The following is a 22,170-nucleotide window of genomic DNA, read 5'->3' as shown; positions in this document are numbered from 1 at the left end:
CGGCTCCACAGTAGACTGTCCCTGGCTCCACAGAAGGCTGTTCCCGGCTCCACAGAAGGCTGTTCCCGGCTCCACGGAAGGCTGTTCCTGTCTTCCACAGAAGGCTGTTCCCCGACGATGGCTTCTCGGGAGATGGGTTCTCAGAAGATGCGATAATGGCGGCATGATGACTAACGACTCCCACGACTCCATCCGCGCCGTGCAGTGGCAGGGCGATCGTCTCCGCCTGCTCGACCAGCGTCGCTTGCCGGCGGAAGAAATCTGGTTCGATTGCGTGAACGCGGGCGACGTCACGCGTGCCATTCGCGACCTGGCCGTGCGCGGCGCGCCCGCCATCGGCATCGCCGCGGCGTGGGGTGTCGTGCTGGCTGCGCAGACGGGCGAGAACCTCGCCAGCGCCATGGCCACCTTGCGCGCGGCGCGGCCCACGGCGGTGAACCTCATGTGGGCGCTGGATCGCATGAACCGGCGTGTCCTCGAGGGTGCCGACGCCGCCGCACTTCAGATCGAGGCGCAGGCTATCCAGGATGAAGACCTCGCCGCCAACCGTCACATGGGCGAACTCGGTGCCTCGCTGATTGAAGCGGGCTCGCACGTGCTCACCCACTGCAACACCGGCTCGCTCGCCACCGCGGGCTATGGCACGGCGTTGGGGGTGATTCGCGCGGGCGTCGCCATGGGCAACATCGAGCAGGTCTACGCCGGCGAGACGCGGCCCTGGCAGCAGGGGGCGCGGCTGACGATGTGGGAGCTGGTGCGCGACGGCATTCCCGCCAAGCTCATCGCCGATTCCGCCGCCTCGCACCTGATGAAACAGGGCAGGGTGAAGTGGGTGATCGTCGGCGCCGATCGCATCGCCGCCAACGGCGACACCGCCAACAAGATCGGCACCTACCAGCTCGCCATCGCGGCGCGCCACCATGGCGTGAAGTTCATGGTGGTCGCCCCTTCGACCACGGTCGACATGGCCACGGCCACCGGTACGGACATCGAGATCGAACTGCGCGATGCCGCGGAACTGCTGTCCGTCGCCGGCACGCGTACGGTGATCGAAGGTGCCGATGCCTGGAATCCCGTGTTCGACGTGACGCCCGCCGAGCTGATCGATGCGATCGTCACCGAGCGCGGCGTGATCCTCAAGCCCGATGAAGACCAGATGCGGATCCTGTTTCCGTGAGTCCTCTGCGTCGTGAGGTCGCGCTCTTCGCCGTGGGCGGACTGCTGGGCTTCATCGTCGATGCGGGTATTGCGCAGGCCCTTGTCAGCATGGCCGGCTGGAATGTGTACAGCGCCCGTGTCGTTTCCTTCCTCAGCGCCGCCACCGTTACCTGGTGGTGGAACCGCAATCACACGTTCGCGCAACGCGATTCGGGTCGGAGCCAGGGCTCGGAGTGGCTGCGCTGGATGGGCTTGATGGCCGTTGGCGCGGTGATTAACAACGGGGTGTACGTACTCGCTTTTCGTGCCTTTCCCCAGCTTCACGCGTGGCCCGCAGTGGCCGTGGCGGCGGGCTCGGTGGGCGGTTCCGTGGCGAATTTCCTGTTCGCCCGGGCGCTGCTTTTCCGCAGCGCCAAAACACCTGCGTAAGTCATTGAATTAGAAAAGCTTTTAGCTGTCTTTTCGACGCCCGTTGTGCTACCATCGACGGGTTGGGTCGGCCGCGTCGCGATACCGCGAATCGCGCGGCCGGCGGGGGCCTATTGATAGATATCCAGGAAGCCGATTGATGGCAGAACTCGCCAAAGAAGTCATCCGCGTCAACATCGAAGACGAGATGCGCCAGAGCTATCTCGACTACGCGATGAGCGTCATCGTCGGGCGTGCGCTACCCGACGTGCGCGACGGCCTCAAGCCGGTACATCGACGCGTACTGTTCGCCATGAACGAGCTGAGCAACTCCTGGAACAAGCCGTACAAGAAGTCGGCCCGCGTGGTCGGTGACGTGATCGGTAAATACCATCCGCATGGCGACGCGTCGGTCTACGACACGATCGTCCGCATGGCGCAGCCCTTCTCGCTGCGCTACATGCTCGTCGACGGCCAGGGCAACTTCGGTTCGGTCGACGGCGACAACGCGGCTGCCATGCGATACACCGAGGTGCGCATGGCGCGCCTCACGCATGAACTGATGGCCGATATCGACAAGGAAACCGTCGACTTCGGGCCGAACTACGACGAGAGCGAACACGAGCCGCTGGTCCTCCCGACCCGCGTGCCGAACCTGCTCGTCAACGGTTCCGCCGGTATCGCCGTCGGCATGGCGACGAACATCCCGCCGCACAACATGACCGAAGTCATCAACGCCGTGTTGGGCCTGATCGAGGATCCCTCGCTCGGCGTCGACGACCTGATGACCTTCATCCCCGGCCCGGACTTCCCGACCGCCGGCATCATCAACGGCTCGTCCGGCATCGTCGAGGCGTACCGTACCGGTCGCGGCCGCATCCTGGTGCGCGCGCGCACCTCGATCGAAACCGAGGCCAACGGTCGCGAAACGATCCTCGTCCACGAACTGCCGTACCAGGTGAACAAGGCTCGCCTGATCGAGAAGATCGCCGAGCTGGTCAAGGAAAAGAAGCTCGAGGGTATCAGCGAACTGCGCGACGAGTCCGACAAGGACGGCATGCGCGTGGTCATCGAGATCCGCCGCGATTCCATGGCCGATGTCGTGCTGAACAACCTGTTCCAGCAGACACAGCTGCAGGTCACCTTCGGCATCAACATGGTGGCCCTGCTCGACGGCCAGCCCAAGCTGATGAACCTCAAGGACATCCTCGAGGCCTTCATTCGCCACCGCCGCGAAGTCGTCACCCGTCGCACCATCTTCGAACTGCGCAAGGCACGCCAGCGCGCGCATATCCTCGAGGGCCTCACGGTCGCGCTCGCCAACATCGAAGAGATGATCGAGCTGATCCGTACCTCGGCCTCGTCCAACGAGGCGCGCGAGCGCATGGTCGCCCGTCGCTGGGAGCCGGGACTGGTCAAGGCACTGCTGGCGGCCACGGGCGCCGAGTCGTCGCGCCCGGAAGACATGGATCCGCGCGACGGCCTTCGTGACGACGGCTATCAGCTGTCCGAAGCGCAGGCCACCGAAATCCTGCAGATGCGTCTGCATCGCCTCACCGGCCTGGAGCAGGAAAAACTTTCGGAAGAGTACCGCGACATCCTCAACACCATTCGCGGCCTCATCGAGATCCTCGAGAACCCGTCGCGTCTGCTGGAAGTCATCCGCGAAGAGCTCGAGCAGATCCGTACCGACTACGGCGACGAACGCCGCACCGAGATCCAGCATTCGCAGGAAGACCTGAACGTGCTCGACCTCATCGCGCCGGAAGACGTGGTGGTGACGCTCTCGCACACCGGCTACATCAAGCGCCAGCCGGCCAGCCTGTACCGCGCGCAGAAACGTGGCGGCAAGGGACGTTCGGCCTCGGCGCTGAAGGACGAAGACGTCGTGCAGCAGCTGTGGGTGGTCAACACCCATGACACGCTGCTGACCTTCACCAGCACCGGCCGTGTCTACTGGCTCAAGGTCTACCAGATGCCGGAAGCCGGCCCGGGCGCGCGTGGCAAGCCCATCGTGAACCTGTTACCGCTGGGCGAGGGCGAGAAGGTCCAGGCCCTGCTGCCGGTTCGCGACTACGATCCGACGTGCTTCGTGTTCTTCGCCACCCGCAAGGGCACGGTGAAGAAGACCCCGCTGACGGAATTCGCGTTCCAGCTGCAGAAGGGCAAGGCGGCGATCAACCTCGACGAGGGCGATGCCCTGGTCGACGTCGCGATGACCGGCGGCGAGAGCGACGTCCTGCTGTTCGCTTCGAACGGCAAGTCGGTGCGCTTCGACGAAGGTACCGTTCGCTCGATGGGTCGTACCGCCACCGGCGTACGCGGCATGCGCCTGGCCGAGGACGCGGAAGTGGTTTCGCTGATCGTGGCGGCGGGTGAGGGCGATATCCTCACGGCGACCGCACGTGGCTACGGCAAGCGCACGGCGCTCGACGAGTTCCCGAAGAAGGGCCGCGGCACGCAGGGCGTCATCGCCATCCAGTGCTCGGACCGCAACGGCAATCTCGTCGCGGCGACCCAGGTCACCGAGGCGCAGCAGCTGATGCTGATCTCCGACCAGGGCACCCTGGTCCGCACTCGCGTGTCGGAAGTCTCGCAGCTCAGCCGCAACACCCAGGGCGTGACGCTGATCAAGCTGCCGAAGGACGAAACGCTCATCGGCGTGGTTCGCCTGGAAGCCGAGGAAGAACTCGAGATCGAAGGCGAGGGTGACGTCATCGACGGTGACGTCGCTGCCGACATGCCGCCGATCGAAAGCGGCCCCACCGGCGACGGCGGCGAACCAACCGAAGCGTAACAACGAAAACCCGCCTAGAAAGGCGGGTTTTTTTTTAGGTTCTTCGCGGAAGTCCGGGGACGCCGACGCCGAAGGCATCGGTTCACTTGCTTCGCGAGTGCGTGTTATCAGCGGCTGATGCCGCGGCGGCGGGCTGGGTCGTGGCGGCGCAGAGCCTTCGGTGCCCACCCTCGCTGCTCAGACAGGTCCTCCGCGTTTCGTACCGGAAAGGCCGCTGCGCGGCCCATGTTCTTATTGGCCTGCGGCCGCTCCACTTGTGCGGAACTCGCCTCGAGGGTGGGCACCGAAGACTCTCCCGAACCGTGAGGCTCGCGTGGGTCGAGTCAAATCGCGCCACGGCATCGCCGGCAGGCACGCCGACACAAGCGCGACGAAGGTGTTGGGCAACCGTATACCAGCAACCGCTTCCGCTTCGCCCGGATGTTCCGGGCGCGGCCGGGGCCGACGACGGCACGACACACCGGCTCTCCTTCCACTCGACCGTATCGTCGTGAGAGACCTTGGCGTCCACCCTCGAGGCGAGTTCCGCACAAGTGAGCGGCCGTAGGCCAGATAGATACATAGGCCGCGTAGCGGCCTTCCGCACCGAACGCGGAGGACCTGTCTGAGCAGCGAGGGTGGGCGCCAAGGTCTCCCCGCGAAGCGCCCAAGTGTACAAAGCGATGGCGCAGCCGAGCCCGCGATGCCGAAGGCGAGCCCTCGGCGGAGTGCGAGGTGCGAACGAAGGCCCGGCATGCCGAGCGCCCGCCCGCCCCGGTAATCCGTGAAGAACCCTTGTTTATCGGGCTCCATGGTCGACGGCTCCCACGGGAAGCGCGGTAGTCTTCAGCTGCCGAGGGCCTCGATGGCTTCGAGCATGGCTTCCGCCGATGTGACGCGGAATTCGCCCGGCGCCTCGACGTGCAGGACCTTCACCACGCCATCTTCGGCGTAGATGGCGAAACGCTTGGCGCGGATGCCCATGCCGTTCTTCGTGCCGTCCAGTTCCAGGCCCAGGGCCTTGGCGAACGTGGCATTGCCATCGCCGAGCATGACCAGATCGTCCGGTACGCCTTGTGAGATGCCCCAGGCGTGCATGACGAAGGCGTCGTTGACCGATACGCAGGCGACCTTGATGCCGCGCTCGCGAAAATCTTCCATGTGCTGGATGTAACCAGGCAGGTGCTTGTTCGAGCAGGTGGGCGTGAAGGCGCCCGGTACGGCGAATACGACCACCTTGCCCTGGCCCAGAGCGTCGAGGCTGGAGACTGTCTCCAGGCCGTCCTTGTATTGGGTGAGGGTGTGATCGGGCAACGTGTCGCCAACGGCGATGGTCATGGGGAATCCTTAGCGGGCAGAGATGCCCGAGCTTAGCGCGAACACCGTAGCCGACCCAACCGGCGTCTCGCGTCGCGCCACTTGAATCCCGACGGGTCGGTCATATGTTTGATCCCAGACGGCCACATGGCCGAAAAACTTCTTGGGAGTCAAACAGATGAACCAGCTTCGTCATGTGTCGTTCCGTCCTGCGCCGGTGTTCGGCAGCGACGTCCGCAATGTCTTCGACCAGCTGTTCGGCAACGAGATCGCCGCGCCGGCTGTCGCCGCGCAGAGCGCTTGGGCGCCGCGCGTCGACATTCGTGAAGAGGACGGCCGTTTCCTGATCCTTGCCGATGTGCCGGGCGTGAACCTCGCCGACATCGAGATCCAGATGGAAAAGAACGTGCTCAGCATCAAGGGTGAGCGGAAGGCGTTTGCCAGCGAGACCGAAGGCAAGTTCAGCCGCGTCGAACGCGCTACCGGCGCGTTCAAGCGCAGCTTCACCTTGCCGGAAAGCGCCAACGCCGAGGGCATCACCGCCTCGGGCGCCCATGGTGTGCTGGAAATCGCGATTCCGAAAAAGGCCGAAAGCGCGCCGCGTCGTATTGAGATTAACGCCGCGGGCTGATTCGCTCTAAGCTTGTAACGCTGGCCCGCGGTGGACATGCGCCACCGCGGGCATTCTGCTTTTTGTTTTCGACACAAGCCCGGGAGAGCCTGTGGAGTTCAAGGATTACTACGAAGCACTTGGGGTGAAGCCTGAAGCGACCGACGCCGAGATCAAGGCGGCGTATCGCAAGCTCGCCCGTAAATACCACCCGGACAAGAACAAGGAGCCGGGTGCCGAAGAGAAGTTCAAGGCGATCAACGAAGCCAATGAGGCGCTGAAGGACCCCGAAAAGCGCCGGGCCTACGATCAGCTGCGCGCGGGCGGTTACCGTCAGGGCGAGCAGTTCCGTCCGCCTCCGGGCTTCGGTCAGGGCGGCGGAAGCTACGATTTTGGTGACATGGGCCGCGGTGGCGGCGACTTCAGCGACTTCTTCGAGAGTCTGTTCGGCGGTGGCCGCGGCCGTGGCCAGCAGCAGTCGCATGCGCGCCGGGGCCGGGATATCCAGGCCAGGATCGAGACCGACCTGCAGACCGCCTTCAATGGCGGCAAGACCCGCGTCGTACTCAACGACGCCTCGGGCGGCGAGCGGGTGCTCGAGGTGAAGATCCCCGCCGGCATCACGCCGGGCCAGACCATCCGCCTCGCCGGGCAGGGCCACCCAGGCATGGGCGGCGGCCCCTCGGGCGACCTGCTGCTGGAGATCGGCGTTCGCGACGACGCCCGCTTCCGTCTGGAAGGCAGGACCGTCACGCATACGCTGGCGATCACGCCGTGGGAGGCCGCTCTGGGTGCCACGGTGCCCGTGCCGACGCTGGGTGGTCATGTCGACCTGCGTATCCCGGCGGGCTCGCAGTCGGGCCGCAAGCTGCGCCTCAAGGGGCGAGGGTTGCCGGGCTCGGAGCCGGGCGACCAGATCGTGGTGCTGGAAATTCGCGTCCCGGTGCCTGAAACCCACGAGGAGCAGGCGGCGTACGCGGAGTTCAAGGACGCGTTCCCGGGGTTCGATCCGCGGCAGGGCTGAGCCCTGCCGCGCCTTTGCCTGCCGGCGCTCAGGCGTGCGGCAGGTGTTCCTTGAGGGCCTTGACCAGCTCTTCTTCCTTGATCGGCTTGACGACGTAGTCCTTGGCGCCCTGGCGCAGGCCCCAGACCTTGTCGGTGTCCTGATCCTTGGTGGTCACCAGGATGATCGGGATGTGCTTGGTGGTTTCTTCCTTGCTGATCGTGCGCGTGGCCTGGAACCCGTTGAGGTTCGGCATGACGACGTCCATCAGGATCAGGTCGGGAATCTCGCGCTTGGCGACTTCCACCCCCTGCGCGCCGTCCTCGGCCGTGATGGCCTCATGGCCCAGTTTCTCGACGATGCGCTTGATGCCCAGCAGCTGCGACGGCGAATCGTCGACGATCAGGATACGAGCCATTCACTTTCCCCCGGGCCAGGCCCGATGTGTTGTCCTTGATGACGTACGCCTTCCAGGCGGCCGTCTCGATTGCTGCGGTGACGAAAAAACGTCACGCGTTGCGCCTCTGGCGTGGGCTCATTCTACCGGCCAGCGCGGTTGTATCAATGGTGAGACGTTCGAAACCTGTTTCGAGCAGGATCCCGGGGGTGGCCGGCGGCGCGTCCGGCCTTCCGTACAGCCGCTGGAAACACCTCAGACGACGCTGTCGACCGAGGTCCCGGTGATCCATTTCGGCGTGTATGACGACTCGTAGTGCTTCATCCAATCGAACAGCGCGTCGATACTGGCGCCGAACCAGACCTGGTCGCGCTGGGTCTCCTTGACGAAACCCTCGGCGACCATGTGGTCCATGCTTGCGGAAAGGCGCGAGTAGAAGCCCCGCACGTCGAGAAAGGCACAGGGATAGCTATGCAGGCCGAGCTGCGCCCAGGTGAGCATCTCGAACATTTCGTCCATGGTGCCGAAACCGCCGGGCAACGCGACGAAAGCATCGGAGAGCTCGTACATGCGCGTCTTGCGCTCGTGCATGGTCTCGACCACCTGCAACTCGGAAAGGCCGGTATGGGCCACTTCCTTTTCGACGAGCTGGCGCGGAATGACGCCGATGACGCGGCCCCCGGCCGCGAGCACGGCATCGGCCACGGTCCCCATCAGGCCGACCTTGCCGCCGCCGTAGACAAGGGCGATGCCTTCCTTCGCCAGGCGCGTGCCGAAGGCCTTCGCGGCCTCGGTGTAGCCCGGATGGGTGCCGCTGCTGGAGCCGCAGTAGACGCAGAGCGATTTGATGTCACGCATGTCCAAGTCTCCTATGTACTTACCAGAGCACCCGCTGTTGTGGGAGCCGATTCATCGGCGCAAAGCCAACGAAGCGGTGGCGCCGTATCGTCCATCGCCGATGAATCGGCTCCCACACAAAGCGCACTCTCGTAAAGACACCCAGAAACGACAAAGCCCGCCCATGCTCATGGCATGGACGGGCTTGGGTCGCACAGGCGATCAGTTGCCCTTGTGGATGGCGCGCTTGTCGACCGACAGAGCGGCTTCGTGCACGACTTCCGACAGCGCCGGGTGGGCGTGGACAATGCGGGCGAGGTCTTCCGACGAGCCCTTGAACTCCATCGCCACGACGCACTCGTGGATCAGCTCGGAGACAACCGGGCCGACCATGTGCACGCCGAGGATGCGATCGGTTTCGGCGTGGGCGATCATCTTGACCTGGCCGATACCCTCGTTCATCGCCACGGCACGGCCGTTGGCGGCGAACGGGAAGGCGCCCGTCTTGTACGGGATACCTTCTTCCTTGAGCTGCTCTTCGGTCTTGCCGACCCAGGCGATTTCCGGCTCGGTGTAGATGACCCAGGGCACGGTGTCGAGGTTGATGTGGCCCGGCTTGCCGGCGATGAGCTCGGCCACCATGACGCCTTCCTCGGAACCCTTGTGCGCGAGCATCGGGCCGCGCACGGCGTCGCCGACCGCCCAGACGCCATCGACGCCGGTGTGGTTGTGCTCGTCGACGACGATGCGGCCACGCTCGTCGAGCTTCACGCCCGTGTCGTCGGCGAGCAGGCCGGCGGTGTAGGCGCGACGGCCGACGGCGACCAGGAGCTTGTCGACGACCAGCGACTGCGCGGCGCCGTCCTTGTCGGTGTAGCTGACATGGACTTCGTCGCCCTTGACCTCGGCGGCGGTCACCTTGGCATTGACCTTGATGTCGAGGCCCTGCTTGGCGAACTCGCGAGCGGCCATCTTGGCGATGTCCTGGTCGGCCACGGCGAGGAACTTCGGCAGCGCTTCGAGCACGGTGACGTCGGCGCCGAGGCGCTTCCACACGCTGCCGAGCTCGAGGCCGATCACGCCGGCACCGATCACGCCCATGCGCTTGGGCACGGCGGTGAGGTCGAGTGCACCGGTGTTGTCGATGATGTGCTTGTTATCGAATTTCGCGAACGGCAGCTCGATGGGCACCGAGCCCGAGGCGAGGATGACATTGGTCGCGGAGATCGTCTGGACGGTGCCGTCGTTACCGGTGACCTCGACCTGGTTGCCCTTGAGGAGCTTGCCCTTGCCGAAGAACGAGGTGACCTTGTTCGCCTTGAACAGCATGGTCACGCCGCCGGTGAACTGCTTGACGATCTTGTCCTTGCGGCCGATGAAGGTCGCGATGTCGATCTGCGGATTCTCGGCGGTGATGCCGTGATCCTTGAAGTTGTGCGTCAGGTTGTGGAACTGCTTGGACGAATCCAGCAGCGCCTTCGACGGGATGCAACCGACGTTGAGGCAGGTACCGCCGAGGGCGGCCTTGCCGTCCTTGCCGACGAAGGCGTCGACCACGGCGGTCTTGAGGCCCAGCTGCGCGGCGCGGATCGCGGCCACATAGCCCGCGGGGCCCGCACCGATGACGATGACGTCGAACTTGTCGCTCATGAGGTTTGCTCCGGATGAAACGGCGGGATTCTGCTACCGCCAATATGGGGTCGGAACATAAAAACGGGAGTCTCTCGACTCCCGCTTTCACATTGATGAATCAACCGACCATTACAGGCCGAGCAGCATCCGCTGCGGGTTTTCCAGCTGGTTCTTGATGTCGACCAGGAAGAGCACGGCGTCCTTTCCATCGATGATGCGGTGGTCGTACGACAGGGCGATGTACATCATCGGGGCGGCGATGACCTGGCCGTTCTCGACGATCGGGCGCTCCTTGATCGTGTGCATGCCGAGGATGGCGCTCTGCGGCGGGTTCACGATCGGGGTGGAGAGCAGCGAACCGAAGGTGCCGCCGTTGGTGATGGTGAAGGTGCCGCCCTGGAGGTCGTCCAGGCCGAGCTTGCCGTCACGGGCCTTCTTGGCGTAGCCGACGATGCCCTTCTCGACGTCCGCGAAGGACATGTCCTGGACGTCGCGCAGGACCGGCGTGACCAGACCCTTTTCGGTCGACACGGCGATCGAGATGTCCTGGTAGCCGTGGTAGACGATGTCCGAACCGTCCACCGAGGCGTTGATCACCGGATAGCGCTTGAGGGCTTCGGTGGCCGCCTTGACGAAGAAGCTCATGAAGCCGAGCTTGACGCCGTTGGCCTTTTCGAACTGCTCGCCCAGGGCCTTGCGCAGCTTGACCACCTCGGCGAGGTTCACTTCGTTGAACGAGGTGAGCATCGCGATCGAGTTCTTCGACTGCATCAGGCGCTCGGCGATGCGCGTACGGATACGCGTCATGGCCACGCGCTCTTCCGGACGGCTGCCCGGGGTCGGCTTGGCGGCGGGGGCCGGCGCGGCGGCGGGCGCGGCGGTGCCACCCTTGCCGGCGTTGACCAGGTCTTCCTTGGTCACGCGGCCGTCGCGGCCGGTGCCGGCGACCTTGGACGGGTCGATGTTCTCTTCGACGGCGACGCGGCGGCCGGCGGGCGAGAGTTCATCGACGCCCTTCGGCGCAGCGGCTTCGGTCTTCTCGGCCTTGGGCGCTTCGGCGGCGGCAGCGGCCGGCGCCGGAGCGGGCGCGGCAGCGGCGGCGCCTTCCTCGATTACGGCGATCACCTGGCTGCTGGTGACCGTCGAGCCTTCCTCGAACTTGATTTCCTTCAGCACGCCGTCGACCGGCGAGGGCACTTCGAGCACGACCTTGTCGGTCTCGAGGTCCAGCAGGTTCTCGTCACGCTTGACCGCATCACCGGCCTTCTTGTGCCAGGTGGCGATGAGCGCGTCCGAGACCGACTCGGGCAGGACCGGGACTTTGACTTCGATGGACATGCTTGCCTTACTCCGCTGCGTGATCGGTGCCGACCGGCGCGACGAGCGCTTGCTCGACGAGCGCCGTCTGTTCGGCGATATAGGTATTGAGATGGCCCGGTGCCGGCGACGGCGAGCGAGAGCGTCCGGCATAGGAGAGGCTCTGCTTCGACCCGATGCAGGCCTGCAGGTGGTGGCGAATCTGGAACCAGGCGCCCTGGTTCATCGGTTCTTCCTGGCACCAGACGACTTCCTTGGCGGAAGCGTACTTCTCCAGTTCGGCCGAGACTTCCGGGCGCGGGAACGGATACAGCTGCTCGACACGCACGAGGGCGACGTCGGTCACGCCGCGCTTGTCGGCGTCTTCGAGGAGGTCGTAGTAGACCTTGCCCGAGCAGACGACGACGCGCTTGACCTTCTTCGTCGGGAGGTCGCGATGTTCGCCGATCACGAGCTGGAACTTGCCGTTGGCCAGTTCGTCCAGCGAGGACACGGCGAGCTTGTGGCGGAGCAGGGATTTGGGCGTCATCACGATCAGCGGCTTGCGCACCGGGCGCACCTGCTGGCGGCGGATCATGTGGAACGCCTGGGCCGGGGTCGTCGGCACGCAGACTTGCATGTTGTCCAGTGCGCACAGCTGGAGGAAACGCTCCAGGCGGGCGGAGGAATGCTCCGGGCCCGCGCCTTCCTGACCGTGCGGCAGCAGCAGCGTGAGGCCGCAGAGGCGGTCCCACTTGGCTTCGCCCGAGCTGATGAACTGATCGATGACGACCTGGGCGCCGTTGGCGAAGTCGCCGAACTGGCCTTCCCAGATGGTGAGCTGGTCGGGCGAGGTCGTGGCTTCGCCGTACTCGAAGGCCATGACGGCTTCTTCGGAGAGCAGCGAGTCGATCACGTCGACGCGCGCATCGGCGCGGACCTTCGACAGGGGCATGAAGGTGTCGTCGCTGGACTGGTCGTGCAGCACGGCGTGGCGGTGGAAGAACGTGCCGCGGCCGGCGTCCTGGCCGACGATGCGCAGGTCGTTGCCTTCGGCGATGAGCGTGCCGTAGGCGAGGTTCTCGGCGAAGCCCCAGTCGCCGGGCAGTTCGCCGGCGGCCATCTTGCGGCGGTCTTCGTAGATCTTGGCGACGCGTGCGTGCAGCGTCACGCCTGCCGGGATGTTCAGCAGAACGTCGGACACCTTGGCAAGCTGCTCGCGCGGCACGCCCGTGTTCACTTCCATCGCCAGGTTGGTTTTCTGAAAGCGGCTCCAGTCCACCGGGATGTCACGGGTCGGGTTCGGATCGATCGCGATCAGCGGCTCGCCCTTCTCGAGGCGCGCACGATAATCGTCGAGCATCTTCTGGCCGTCGTCCGCACCGATCGTCGACGATTTCACCAGCGCCTGGGCGTAGAGATCGCGCGTGGTCGGACGCTTGCGGATGATCTGGTACATGAGCGGCTGGGTCGCCGCCGGCTCGTCGGCCTCGTTATGGCCGTGGCGGCGGTAGCAGACGAGGTCGATGACCACGTCCTTCTTGAACTGCTTGCGGAACTCGTAGGCCAGGCGGGTGACCTGGAGCACGGCTTCCGGATCGTCGCCGTTCACGTGGAACACCGGTGCGTTGACCATCTTGGCCAGGTCGGTGCAGTACAGCGTGGAACGGGCGTCTTCGCGCTTGGACGTGGTGAAACCGACCTGGTTGTTGATCACCAGGTGCAGCGTGCCGCCGATGGCGAAGCCACGGGCCTGCGACATCTGCATCAGTTCCATGTTGACGCCCTGGCCGGCGAAGGCCGCGTCGCCATGGATCAGCAGGGCCATCGATTTCTCGCGGGCGGTATCGCGGCGGCGCGACTGGCGCGCGTGCACGGAACCGGCGACGACCGGATTGACGATTTCCAGGTGCGACGGGTTGAACGCCAGCGCGACGTGCACGCCGCCGTTCGGCGTCTTGACGTCGGCGGAAAAGCCGAGGTGGTACTTCACGTCGCCCGTGTGCATCGGGCTGTCGTCATGCTCGAACTTGCCTTCGAACTCGTTGAAGAGCTGCGAGGGCGCCTTGCCGAGGATGTTGACGAGAACGTTGAGGCGGCCGCGATGGGCCATGCCGATGATCACTTCCTTGACGCCGTTGTCGCCGGCGGCGCGGACGATGTCATCGACCATCGGAATCATGCTTTCGCCGCCCTCGAGCGAGAAGCGCTTCTGGCCGACGTACTTGGTGTGGAGGTAGCGCTCCAGGCCTTCGGCGGCGGTGAGGGCCTCCAGAACACGGACTTTTTCCGCTTTCTGCAGGCCCGGCGAACCGGCGGCCTTTTCCAGGCGCGAGTAGATCCACGCGCGCTGGTCGTAATCGGAGATGTACATGAACTCGGCGCCGACGGTGCCGGTGTAGATCTGCTTGAGCTTCGCGAGGAGGTCGCGCAGCGTCATGCGCTGGCCGCCGCCGGCGAAGGTGCCGGCATCGAACTCGGTACCCAGATCGGCGTCGGACAGGCCGTGGAAGGCCAGGCCGAGGTCGGGGGTGTCGATATCCGGGACGGTCAGGCCGAGCGGATCGAGCTGCGCCGCGATGTGGCCGCGCGAGCGATAGGCCGTGACGAGGCGGAGCACGCCGGCCTGTTTCTGCGCGTAAGCGTTATCGGCGGAGCCGGCGGCAGGTGCCGGGGCGGCCGTGCGGCGCTGTTTCTGCGCGGCTTCGATACGGGCGATGGCGCCGGAATGGGCGACATCCCCGGCCTCGCGACCCTTGAAGGTTTTGAAATAGGTATCCCATTCGCCCGGGACGGAGCCGGGATCGGCCAGCCAGGCTTCGTAGACTTGCTCTACGTAGTCGGCGTTGCCGCCGGCGAGTTGGGAGGATTCGGAAAACTCGCGGATCAGGTTTGCGCTCACGTCACCACCGGCACACACGAAAAGGACGGGCTGCCGCTGGACGTGTGGGGACGCGCCGCGGCATAAGAATCCGTTAAGTATAGCTCCGTGCTGTTGCGCCGCGCCAACCCGGATTCACGTTTCGTATGCCTTTCAGATTCCGAGTGGTCTTATCTGCCAGGCCGGCTCGGCCCGCTCCCAGACTTCGTCGAAATACGCCATCAGGCGAGAGGTCTCACCGGGGGCGTCGAGATCGCCCCGCGCTTCGTAGCGGCTGGCCACCGGCCGGAACAGGTAGCCACTCCTGGTATCGCAGATGAACGCGGAGGCATATCCGAGGTGGGATTCGTCCACCGGCATGCGGATGGCGACCGCCGTGGGCAGGCGTTGGGCGAGGGCGATCAGCCGGTGCCCGTCGCGGAGCGCCTGCTCGGCGTCGTGGGTCAGGATGCGGATCTGGGCCGGCCTGCCACTGGTGGCGAGGCGGCGCAGCTCGGTGAGGATCGCCTCGCTATCGAGGATGCCGGGTTCCATCCGGGGCAGATAGATCGCGGCGCGGTAGCGGGCCTGCCCCAGCAGGCGAACATGGGCTGCCTCGAGACCGGCGCGGTCCTCGACGGTCAGCGCCGTGTCCGCCATGCCGGTCACCGGCGACGACCCTTGCGCACGACCAGCTGGCCCTCGTTGACCAGGGCCAGGAGGACCTCGCGTTCGGCGGGATTCGCCGTGGCGGCGACCCGGAGCTCGCGTTCCGCCGAAAGGCGCTCGGCGAGGTCGATCGGGCAAGGGTAGGCGTGGCCGTTCACGTAAAGCGTTGCGTCCTTCTTGCCGCGGACCCACGCCAGGCGGGCAAACGGGTGACGGACAAGGGTGGCCCCGGCGTCGAGTGCCTTCGCCAGTGCGGCGGCCGTGCTGGCCTTGGGCGGCGCGGCTGGCACCTGGGCGTTGCGATAGCGGGTGATGAAGCGTCCGAACCAGTCGGCCAGCAGGTCGCGGTCGAGCGCCGCCGCGAAGGGCAGGGCCTGGCGCAGTCGGTTCAGCGCGGCCGAGTCGATTTCGCCCGTGCGCTTGGCCGGAACGAGGTCGGGGTCGGTATAGCGCAGTTCGTCGGGCATGCGCTCGGCGAGGAAGTCCGCGAGGTCGCCGGTGAGTTCCGCCTGCGAAGGCGCACGCATGCCGACCGACAAGGTCATGCAATCGCCGAGGGCGATGCCGTCGTGCGGCACGCCGGGGGGCAGATAGAGCATGTCGCCGGGTTCGAGCAGCCACTCGTGGGTGGGCAGGAATGCCTTCAACTGCTTCAGCTCGACATCGGTGCGGAAGTCGAGCGGGGCATCCGGGTCGTCGCTGATCGCCCAGTGGCGCTGGCCGATACCCTGGAGGAGGAAGACGTCGTACTGGTCCACATGGGCGCCAACGCCACCGCCGTCCTCGGCGTAAGAGATCATCACATCGTCCACGCGCCAGCTAGGCAGGAAGGCGAAGTGCTCCAGCAGGCCGGCGACATCGCTGTCCCATTTGTCGACGTCCTGGACCAGGAGGGTCCAGTCGCGCTTGGGGGTCTTGCCGAATTCGGCTTCCTCGAAGGGGCCGCTCTTCACGGTCCAGCGGTCGCGCTTCTCGTCGTGGACGATGAGGCGGGCGAGCACGCCTTCTTCGCAGGCCAGGCCAGCGAGGTCATTGGGCTGGATCGGCGGCTCGAAGTCCGGGAAGGCGTTGCGGATGAGCAACGGTCGCTTCTGCCAGTAGTCGCGCAGGAACTGCGCGGCACTCATGCCGAGCGGCTGGCTGGCGCTGCCGCGCACTTCGATCGGGAGGGGCTTGCGGGTGGGGGTCTGGATGGCCATGGGCGGCATTGTAGCCGCGTTAGGGCTCCTGTCTCAGGGGTGTGCAGCCGTGAGCGAAGGCGCTGGATCGTCGGCTGGCAACGATCGACCATAAGCTGGCGAAACCAGGGCGTCTCCGCGTCCCGAAGCGCCACTCGGGGCTGCCTTTCGGCGCGCGTTTGGCGGTTTCGCCGAGCGCAATGCCGTAAGGCTCCATGAGCTCGGACGTGTCCGTTGCTTTTTGCATGCCCTGCGCGCGCGGTTGTCAGCGCCCTGGCAAGCATGGCGTCGATGTCGACCGGGTCCACTGCCGCCTTCGCCGTATGTTGTAGCGATGTAACGCGCTGTCGTTGTCTCCGTCGAAACCGAGCTTCGACGCGTTACTGACCGGTCCCCGTCGGAGAATTCGCGCGCCTGCGTTCTTCTTCCCAGGCGTTCACAATCGTTCGGTTCGCTTCCCGCTGCTGTTCGTAGAATGCCTCGAGCTTGGCGAGCGTCGCATCGTCGGAACAACGGTCGGAGTCGAAAAGAAGAAATTCATTGGCAAACACAGTGCGGCGGCCAGGAGTTCTTGAGGTGTTCCAATAGTTGCGATCGGCCGGACCCACCGGGTCGAAGACGACCGTCTCACCCAGCAGTTCGCCTGTGCTGATTTCGTACGCACGCCTGAATACAGCCATGTCCCAAGGCCTACCTAGGCTGTTACGGATTGCGGGATCGGGATCCGGGCTTCGATGAAGCATTGACGGCAAGACCCAAAATGGCGTGTAGGTATCGATGCGAAAACAACCATCGGGGCTTATTTCCGAAGCGACGTAGATCGCATAGGCACGCTCCCACCATTCGGACGCCTGATAGACCGCGGCACCACCAGCAGCCGCAGCGAGGGCGAGGATCACCTTTACACGCATCAGCTCAGATCCAGTAAAAGGTCCACGCGCTCCCAGTAAACGTCGGAATAGAGAACAAAGTCGCCGCCCACCCCGGTGAGGCGCCTGAGCGTCTCGAAATCCTGATTGGACCTGTGGCCAAGTGGCTTGCCCCAGCGGAATGTCAGGCCGTCGCTCACCGAGGCCATGAGCATCTGTGACTTGTTCAGAACGCCCGATTCCGTCCAGGTTCCTAAGTACTGGATGCCACTAAAGTCGTACGTATCGCGGATGTAGAAGCCGGCATGCGTAATCCGGAGCGAGTCGTTTCCTGTTCTTGCGTCGCGCGTTGCTTCACCGATCAGCGCCACCTTCAAGGTCGCTCTGCCAATGCCTCCGTACAAATCATCCATCGTGTCCATCATGCCGCCAAAGGATACGCGGTTCGATTGGCAGGTTTGGTCCAGTTGTACCGCGCTGTCGCTTTGACTGCCGAAGGCCATCTTTTGGTGCGACAGCCACGGCAAGGTAGAGATCCGGTCACGTAGATTCGCCCTTGCTGGACCGTTCGCCATCTTTGCACGCAGCTCATCCATCGCGATGCGCACGCGCGGGTTGGCCATCGCCCAACTCATGCGGACGATTTTTTGATCAAGGTGCGCGGACGCCAGTGTTCTGGGATCCGGTGGATTGTTCGACTTCCACTTGCTCGGCAACACCCACGCGGGTGAACGTAGCCAGCGCTCCATCAATTCGGCCGAGACTCTCCATCCCATCCGACGCATGGCGACAGGAATCATTTCGATCGACTCCCTGACGGCTGCAACGTTTTCCTGGTGCGACGAACTTCCGATCATGCTTATCATCCTTCCCTATAGGTGCTCGAACTCTCGCTATCCATGAGGCGACATTCGACGCTTCCATGGTGTAGAGACCCCTTGCTGGCCCGTTTCCGTTCTTCGGTAAAAAGGTGTTGGGCGGGGATGGTAGTGATCGGACGGCCGTGGCGGAATGCGAAAAATCGGACACATCTATACGGAGTGTGTGTCCATTCATGCGAGCTTGTCAGTCGCATGAATACAGGCATTACGTCAGAACTAGATGTTCGTTGGTCTCATGTATTCGGAACCGAATTTCTATAGAAGGCTGCAGGTGCGATGACGTCATCACGCACGCCAGATCCCATCAAAGAAAGGAATTTCATGAAAAGCATCTATCTGAAACTGTGCGGTCCCGACCTGAATGGTGAGTCCTTGGACAAGGATCACGGCCAGTGGATCGAACTGAAGTCGCTTCGCCACGAAATGCATCAGCCGACGTCTCCTGTCGTGTCCACGGCCGGTGGTCATGCGACACAACGTGCCGAGCACGGAGACATATCGCTGTTCAAGGAACTCGATTCAGCGAGCCCAATGCTCTACCAGTACCTGTCGGGAGGCACGACGTTTCGGTCGGCACAAATCGACCTTTATCGCGATGCTGGGGATGGCAAGCGAGTGAAGTATCTTGAGATTCAACTCAAGAATGTGCTGATCTCACAAATCTTTCTCGACGTCGGCGAGGCATCGCTTCCGACGGAGATGATGTCGCTTCGCTATGCAGCAATCCAGTGGAGATACCAGAAGCAGAACATCGACGGCGGTCAGGGCGGAATGACGCTGGGGGCATGGAGCCTGACGAAGAACGACAAGACGTACACAGTCTGATGCGACGGCAATGGTCGATCGTCGAAGCGCCGAGCGGCCAACTTATCAGGTCTTTTTTCCGCGCTACCCAAACATTCTCATGACAACAGATTGTTGAGTTTGCTAGGTTGTATGAGTTGCCTGCGGAACCGCCTTTCGCACACCGCAGGCAACCATCGCTCGAAGAGATGAGAAGCGCGGACCATGGGTGTAGAAGCACCACAAGGTCCGCTGACCCTAATCAACAAGCAAGGTTGACCATGGCTAAGCCAAATACTAAGGCATTCCCACGCGCGCCGCTCTCCTGCGGGGCCTCCCTCAACGGTAATCGGGCCGTCCGCACGCGTCGCAGACACGGTTGAAGAACCGCGGCGGCCGCCGTTGAAATGAGACATTTCTTGCCGGCGACACTCGGCGCCTAGCCGCGTGCCTGGAAAGCAACGACTGACGCCGCATCCCACTTCTCGATCAAACCGCCCGGCGTCCGGTCACGGACACGCCGTTGAGAACTCATCGTCCGAGCGATGGTGGCGCGTCATGTTGTTCGCGACGCGCCACACCTCGGCGGAGGTGCGGTCCTAATGAGTTGTCCATGGAAACGTACGGAACGCTCGGCGAAGGGAGCTTTTGCCTCGACGCGGAGGCTGGGATAAATGCACTGTTAAATGATGCGAGCGAGTTCTTGCAGTACGCGCGTGGGGTGACGGGCTTGCTCGTCGAGTCACTACACGATGACGAGATCCCGGACCGGCAGAGAGTGCTATTGGCGCTCGGGGCAATCGATGCATTGGTCGTCATGGGCGTCCAGTGCGCATCGCGGGCACATCAAGATGGAGTGGGACAGGATTCGAGGCGCATTCATCGCTCCTTGATGCAGCCGAGCGTACGTTGTAACAACGTAACGCGCCGTCGTTATCTCCGGAGCCGCCCATGAAACGTCTTCTTCTCATCGCCGTGATTCTGTCGTCCGTCGCTTCACTCAGTGGTTGCATCATTCGCGATCACCGCGACGGTGGCCCCGACCGCTACAACAATGGCCCCGATCATCATTGTGACGATCGCGACCATCGCGACAACAGCTGCAACGATCACGACCACCACTGACGCCTGAACCTATAAAAGCCCGGCATTCGCATGCCAGGCTTTTTCGTGGGCGATGTACGCCGCTCAATGCTGGCTGGTGCGGCGATACCCAGGTGGTTCATTCGCTTTTTGCGAGTGCGTGTTTTTAGCGGCTCGCGCGCCGCCGAGTGCGTCAGGGGTGAGGCGCAGAGCGTTCGGTGACGTGGCGGCGCAGAGCCTTCGGTGCCCACCCTCGCTGCTCAGACACGTCCTCCGCGTTTCGTACCGGAAAGGCCGCTGCGCGGCGGTGTACTTATTTGGCCTACGGCCGCTCCACTTGTGTGGAACTCGCCTCGAGGGTGGGCACCGAAGGCTCTCCCGGACCCTGATGTTCGCGTGGGTCGGGCCAAAGCGCGCAGCATTGTCGGCAGCCTCGCAGCCTTGCAGCCTTGCAGCCTCGCCGGCACGCCAGCACGCCAGCACGCCGGCGGAAGCGCAGACGCGAGTAAGGCGTTCCGCAACCGGTTACCAGCAACGGCTTCCGCATCGCCTTCGTGTCCCGGAGAGGCCGGGGCCGACGACGGCACCACGCCAACGGCTCTCCTGCCAATCAACCGTACCGTCGTGAGAGACCTTGGTGTCCACCCTCGAGGCGAGTTCCGCACAAGTGGAGCGGCCGTAGGCCAAATAGATACACGGGCCGCGTGAGCGGCCTTTCCTTCTCGAACGCGGAGGACGTGTCTGAGCAGCGAGGGTGGACACCAAGGTCTCCCCGCGAGACGCCCAAGTGTAGAGAGCGATGGCAAAGCCGAGCCCCGCGAAGCCAAAGGCGAGCCCCGCGCGAGGTGCGAGGTGCGAGGTGCGAAAGAATGCCCGGCGAAGAGCCATGACAAAGCCCGGCATGTGAATGCCGGGCTTTTTCATAGGCGATGACGCGTTGGATCAGATGGCTTTCGCGAGCTTGTCCGCAAGGCCGATGTAAGACGCAGGCGTCAGTTCGGCGAGTGCCTGCTTCGCGTCGGCGGGAAGGTCGAGCCCGGCGATGAAGGCGCGCATCGACTCCTTCGTGATGCCCTGTCCGCGGGTGAGCGCCTTGAGCTGTTCGTACGGCTCCGGCAGGCCGAACCGACGCATGACGGTCTGTACGGCTTCGGCGAGGACTTCCCAACTGGCGTCGAGATCGGCGGCGACGCGATCGGCGTTGACGTTGAGCTTGCCAAGGCCCTTGAGCAGCGACTCGATCGCGACCAGCGAGTGACCGTACGCGGTGCCCAGCGCGCGCAGCACGGTGGAGTCGGTGAGGTCGCGCTGCCAGCGGCTGATCGGCAGCTTTTCGGCGAAGTGGCCGAGCAGGGCGTTGGCGAGGCCGAAGTTGCCTTCGGCGTTCTCGAAGTCGATCGGGTTGACCTTGTGCGGCATGGTCGAGGAACCGACTTCACCCGCCTTGAGCGCCTGGCGGAAGTAGCCCAGCGAGATGTAACCCCAGATGTCGCGCGCGAGGTCGATCAGGATGATGTTGATCCGGCGCAGCACGTCGGCGAACTCGGCGATGCCGTCGTGTGGCTCGATCTGCGTGGTGTACGGGTTGAACGTGAGACCGAGGCCGTCGACGAAGCTCGATGCAAGGGCCGGCCAGTCGACGGCAGGGTAGGCGATAACGTGCGCGTTGTAATTGCCGACGGCGCCGTTGATCTTGCCCGGGATTTCGATGGCGACGAGCTGGCGACGCTGGCGCTCGAGGCGCGCGACGACGTTGGCGATTTCCTTGCCCATGGTGGTCGGCGACGCGGTCTGCCCATGCGTGCGGGCAAGCAGCGAGAGGCCGGCATGTTCGTGCGCGAGGCCGCGCAGCCTGGCGATGACCTGGTCCAGCGCCGGCAGCAGCACCGACTCGCGGGCGTCGCGCAGCATGAGCGAGTAGGCGAGGTTGTTGATGTCTTCGCTGGTGCAGGCGAAGTGCACGAATTCCTTGGCCTGGGCGAGGGCGGGATCGTTGCCGATCTTTTCCTTGATGAGGTATTCGACCGCCTTGACGTCGTGGTTGGTGGTCGCCTCGATCGCCTTGATCCGTTCGCCGTCTTCGATCGAGAAATCGTCGGCGATGGCGATCAGCCGGGTCACGGCGTCGGCCGGGAACGGCGGCAGCTCGACGATGCCCGGGTTCGCGGCCAGGGCCAGCAGCCAGTGGATTTCCACGTGCACGCGGCGATGCATGAGGCCGAACTCGCTGAAGATTGGGCGCAGCGGCTCCACCTTCGCGGCGTAGCGGCCGTCCAGCGGCGAGAGGGCGGTCAGCGTGGCGTGGGACATGGGGCGTTCCTGGAGGCTAGGCGGGAGCAGCCGGTGATTATACCGCCAGCGGGCAGGGGAGGCCCGGCCCGTGGGAATCGGCGTAGAACGATGACGCGATTAG

18 protein-coding genes are annotated in these 22,170 nt (G+C 64.2%); 7 read left to right on the top strand and 11 right to left on the bottom strand.

Annotated elements, in window-relative coordinates; genetic code table 11:
* Positions 1-166: 166 nt before the first annotated feature.
* The 3 genes from mtnA (at position 167) to gyrA (ending at position 4,363) form a co-directional block, all read left to right on the top strand.
* Positions 167-1,177: an S-methyl-5-thioribose-1-phosphate isomerase gene (gene mtnA / locus VM621_RS07770; protein WP_325468416.1), complete on the top strand. Its 1,011-nt coding sequence runs from the start codon at positions 167-169 to the stop codon at positions 1,175-1,177.
* Complete coding sequence (locus tag VM621_RS07765; protein WP_325468395.1) at positions 1,174-1,587, top strand: GtrA family protein; 414 nt, start codon at positions 1,174-1,176, stop codon at positions 1,585-1,587. Before mtnA ends, VM621_RS07765 begins: the two co-directional genes overlap by 4 nt.
* A gap of 139 nt (positions 1,588-1,726) precedes the next feature.
* A complete protein-coding gene (gene gyrA, locus VM621_RS07760; RefSeq protein WP_325468394.1) occupies positions 1,727-4,363 on the top strand; it encodes a DNA gyrase subunit A in 2,637 nt (878 codons plus the stop codon).
* An 825-nt stretch (positions 4,364-5,188) separates the two neighbouring features.
* Here gyrA and VM621_RS07755 read toward each other — a convergent pair.
* A complete protein-coding gene (locus VM621_RS07755) occupies positions 5,189-5,680 on the bottom strand; it encodes a peroxiredoxin (protein ID WP_325468393.1) in 492 nt (163 codons plus the stop codon).
* 157 nt (positions 5,681-5,837) lie between these two features.
* On the opposite strand from VM621_RS07755, the gene VM621_RS07750 reads away from it, so the two are divergent.
* Both VM621_RS07750 and VM621_RS07745 read left to right on the top strand, forming a co-directional pair.
* Positions 5,838-6,290, top strand: a complete 453-nt coding sequence (locus VM621_RS07750) for an Hsp20/alpha crystallin family protein (RefSeq protein WP_325468392.1) — start codon at positions 5,838-5,840, stop codon at positions 6,288-6,290.
* 91 nt (positions 6,291-6,381) lie between these two features.
* Positions 6,382-7,293, top strand: a complete 912-nt coding sequence (locus VM621_RS07745; RefSeq protein ID WP_325468391.1) for a J domain-containing protein — start codon at positions 6,382-6,384, stop codon at positions 7,291-7,293.
* A gap of 28 nt (positions 7,294-7,321) precedes the next feature.
* Here VM621_RS07745 and pilH read toward each other — a convergent pair whose 3' ends face one another.
* From pilH to VM621_RS07700, 9 genes are all read right to left on the bottom strand, one after another.
* Complete coding sequence (gene pilH / locus VM621_RS07740; protein WP_325468390.1) at positions 7,322-7,690, bottom strand: twitching motility response regulator PilH; 369 nt, start codon at positions 7,688-7,690, stop codon at positions 7,322-7,324.
* A gap of 234 nt (positions 7,691-7,924) precedes the next feature.
* Positions 7,925-8,527, bottom strand: a complete 603-nt coding sequence (locus tag VM621_RS07735) for a TIGR00730 family Rossman fold protein (RefSeq protein ID WP_325468389.1) — start codon at positions 8,525-8,527, stop codon at positions 7,925-7,927.
* 201 nt (positions 8,528-8,728) lie between these two features.
* Entirely contained in the window at positions 8,729-10,156 is a 1,428-nt protein-coding gene (lpdA, locus tag VM621_RS07730; protein ID WP_325468388.1) for a dihydrolipoyl dehydrogenase, read from the bottom strand.
* 111 nt (positions 10,157-10,267) lie between these two features.
* Complete coding sequence (gene odhB / locus VM621_RS07725) at positions 10,268-11,476, bottom strand: 2-oxoglutarate dehydrogenase complex dihydrolipoyllysine-residue succinyltransferase (RefSeq protein ID WP_325468387.1); 1,209 nt, start codon at positions 11,474-11,476, stop codon at positions 10,268-10,270.
* Between the two features lie 7 nt (positions 11,477-11,483).
* Entirely contained in the window at positions 11,484-14,336 is a 2,853-nt protein-coding gene (locus VM621_RS07720; protein WP_325468386.1) for a 2-oxoglutarate dehydrogenase E1 component, read from the bottom strand.
* Positions 14,337-14,468: 132 nt separating this feature from the next.
* A complete protein-coding gene (locus tag VM621_RS07715) occupies positions 14,469-14,954 on the bottom strand; it encodes a hypothetical protein (protein ID WP_325468385.1) in 486 nt (161 codons plus the stop codon).
* 5 nt (positions 14,955-14,959) lie between these two features.
* Positions 14,960-16,162 carry a cupin domain-containing protein gene (locus VM621_RS07710; RefSeq protein WP_325468384.1) on the bottom strand — a complete coding sequence of 401 codons (1,203 nt, stop codon included), beginning with the start codon at positions 16,160-16,162 and terminating at the stop codon, positions 14,960-14,962.
* 359 nt (positions 16,163-16,521) lie between these two features.
* Positions 16,522-17,052 carry a hypothetical protein gene (locus tag VM621_RS07705; protein ID WP_325468383.1) on the bottom strand — a complete coding sequence of 177 codons (531 nt, stop codon included), beginning with the start codon at positions 17,050-17,052 and terminating at the stop codon, positions 16,522-16,524.
* A complete protein-coding gene (locus VM621_RS07700; protein WP_325468382.1) occupies positions 17,052-17,867 on the bottom strand; it encodes a DUF6402 family protein in 816 nt (271 codons plus the stop codon). Before VM621_RS07700 ends, VM621_RS07705 begins: the two co-directional genes overlap by 1 nt.
* Before the next feature lie 345 nt (positions 17,868-18,212).
* Here VM621_RS07700 and VM621_RS07695 point away from each other — a divergent pair, with 345 nt between their 5' ends.
* The gene (locus tag VM621_RS07695; RefSeq protein ID WP_325468381.1) at positions 18,213-18,716 is read left to right on the top strand and encodes a type VI secretion system tube protein Hcp; all 504 of its coding nucleotides are present in this window, start codon (positions 18,213-18,215) and stop codon (positions 18,714-18,716) included.
* A 909-nt stretch (positions 18,717-19,625) separates the two neighbouring features.
* On the top strand, positions 19,626-19,799 hold the full coding sequence (locus tag VM621_RS07690) for a hypothetical protein (RefSeq protein WP_325468380.1): 174 nt from the start codon (positions 19,626-19,628) through the stop codon (positions 19,797-19,799).
* Between the two features lie 900 nt (positions 19,800-20,699).
* Here the strand turns inward: VM621_RS07690 and purB are convergent.
* The gene (purB, locus tag VM621_RS07685; RefSeq protein WP_325468379.1) at positions 20,700-22,067 is read right to left on the bottom strand and encodes an adenylosuccinate lyase; all 1,368 of its coding nucleotides are present in this window, start codon (positions 22,065-22,067) and stop codon (positions 20,700-20,702) included.
* Between the last annotated feature and the right edge of the window lie 103 nt (positions 22,068-22,170).

The sequence above is a fragment of the Luteibacter sp. genome, assembly GCF_035539195.1.
In the GTDB taxonomy this organism is placed as follows: domain Bacteria; phylum Pseudomonadota; class Gammaproteobacteria; order Xanthomonadales; family Rhodanobacteraceae; genus Luteibacter.
The sequence above is the reverse complement of the archived record's forward strand: the minus strand, read 5'-3'. Positions and strand labels throughout refer to the sequence as shown.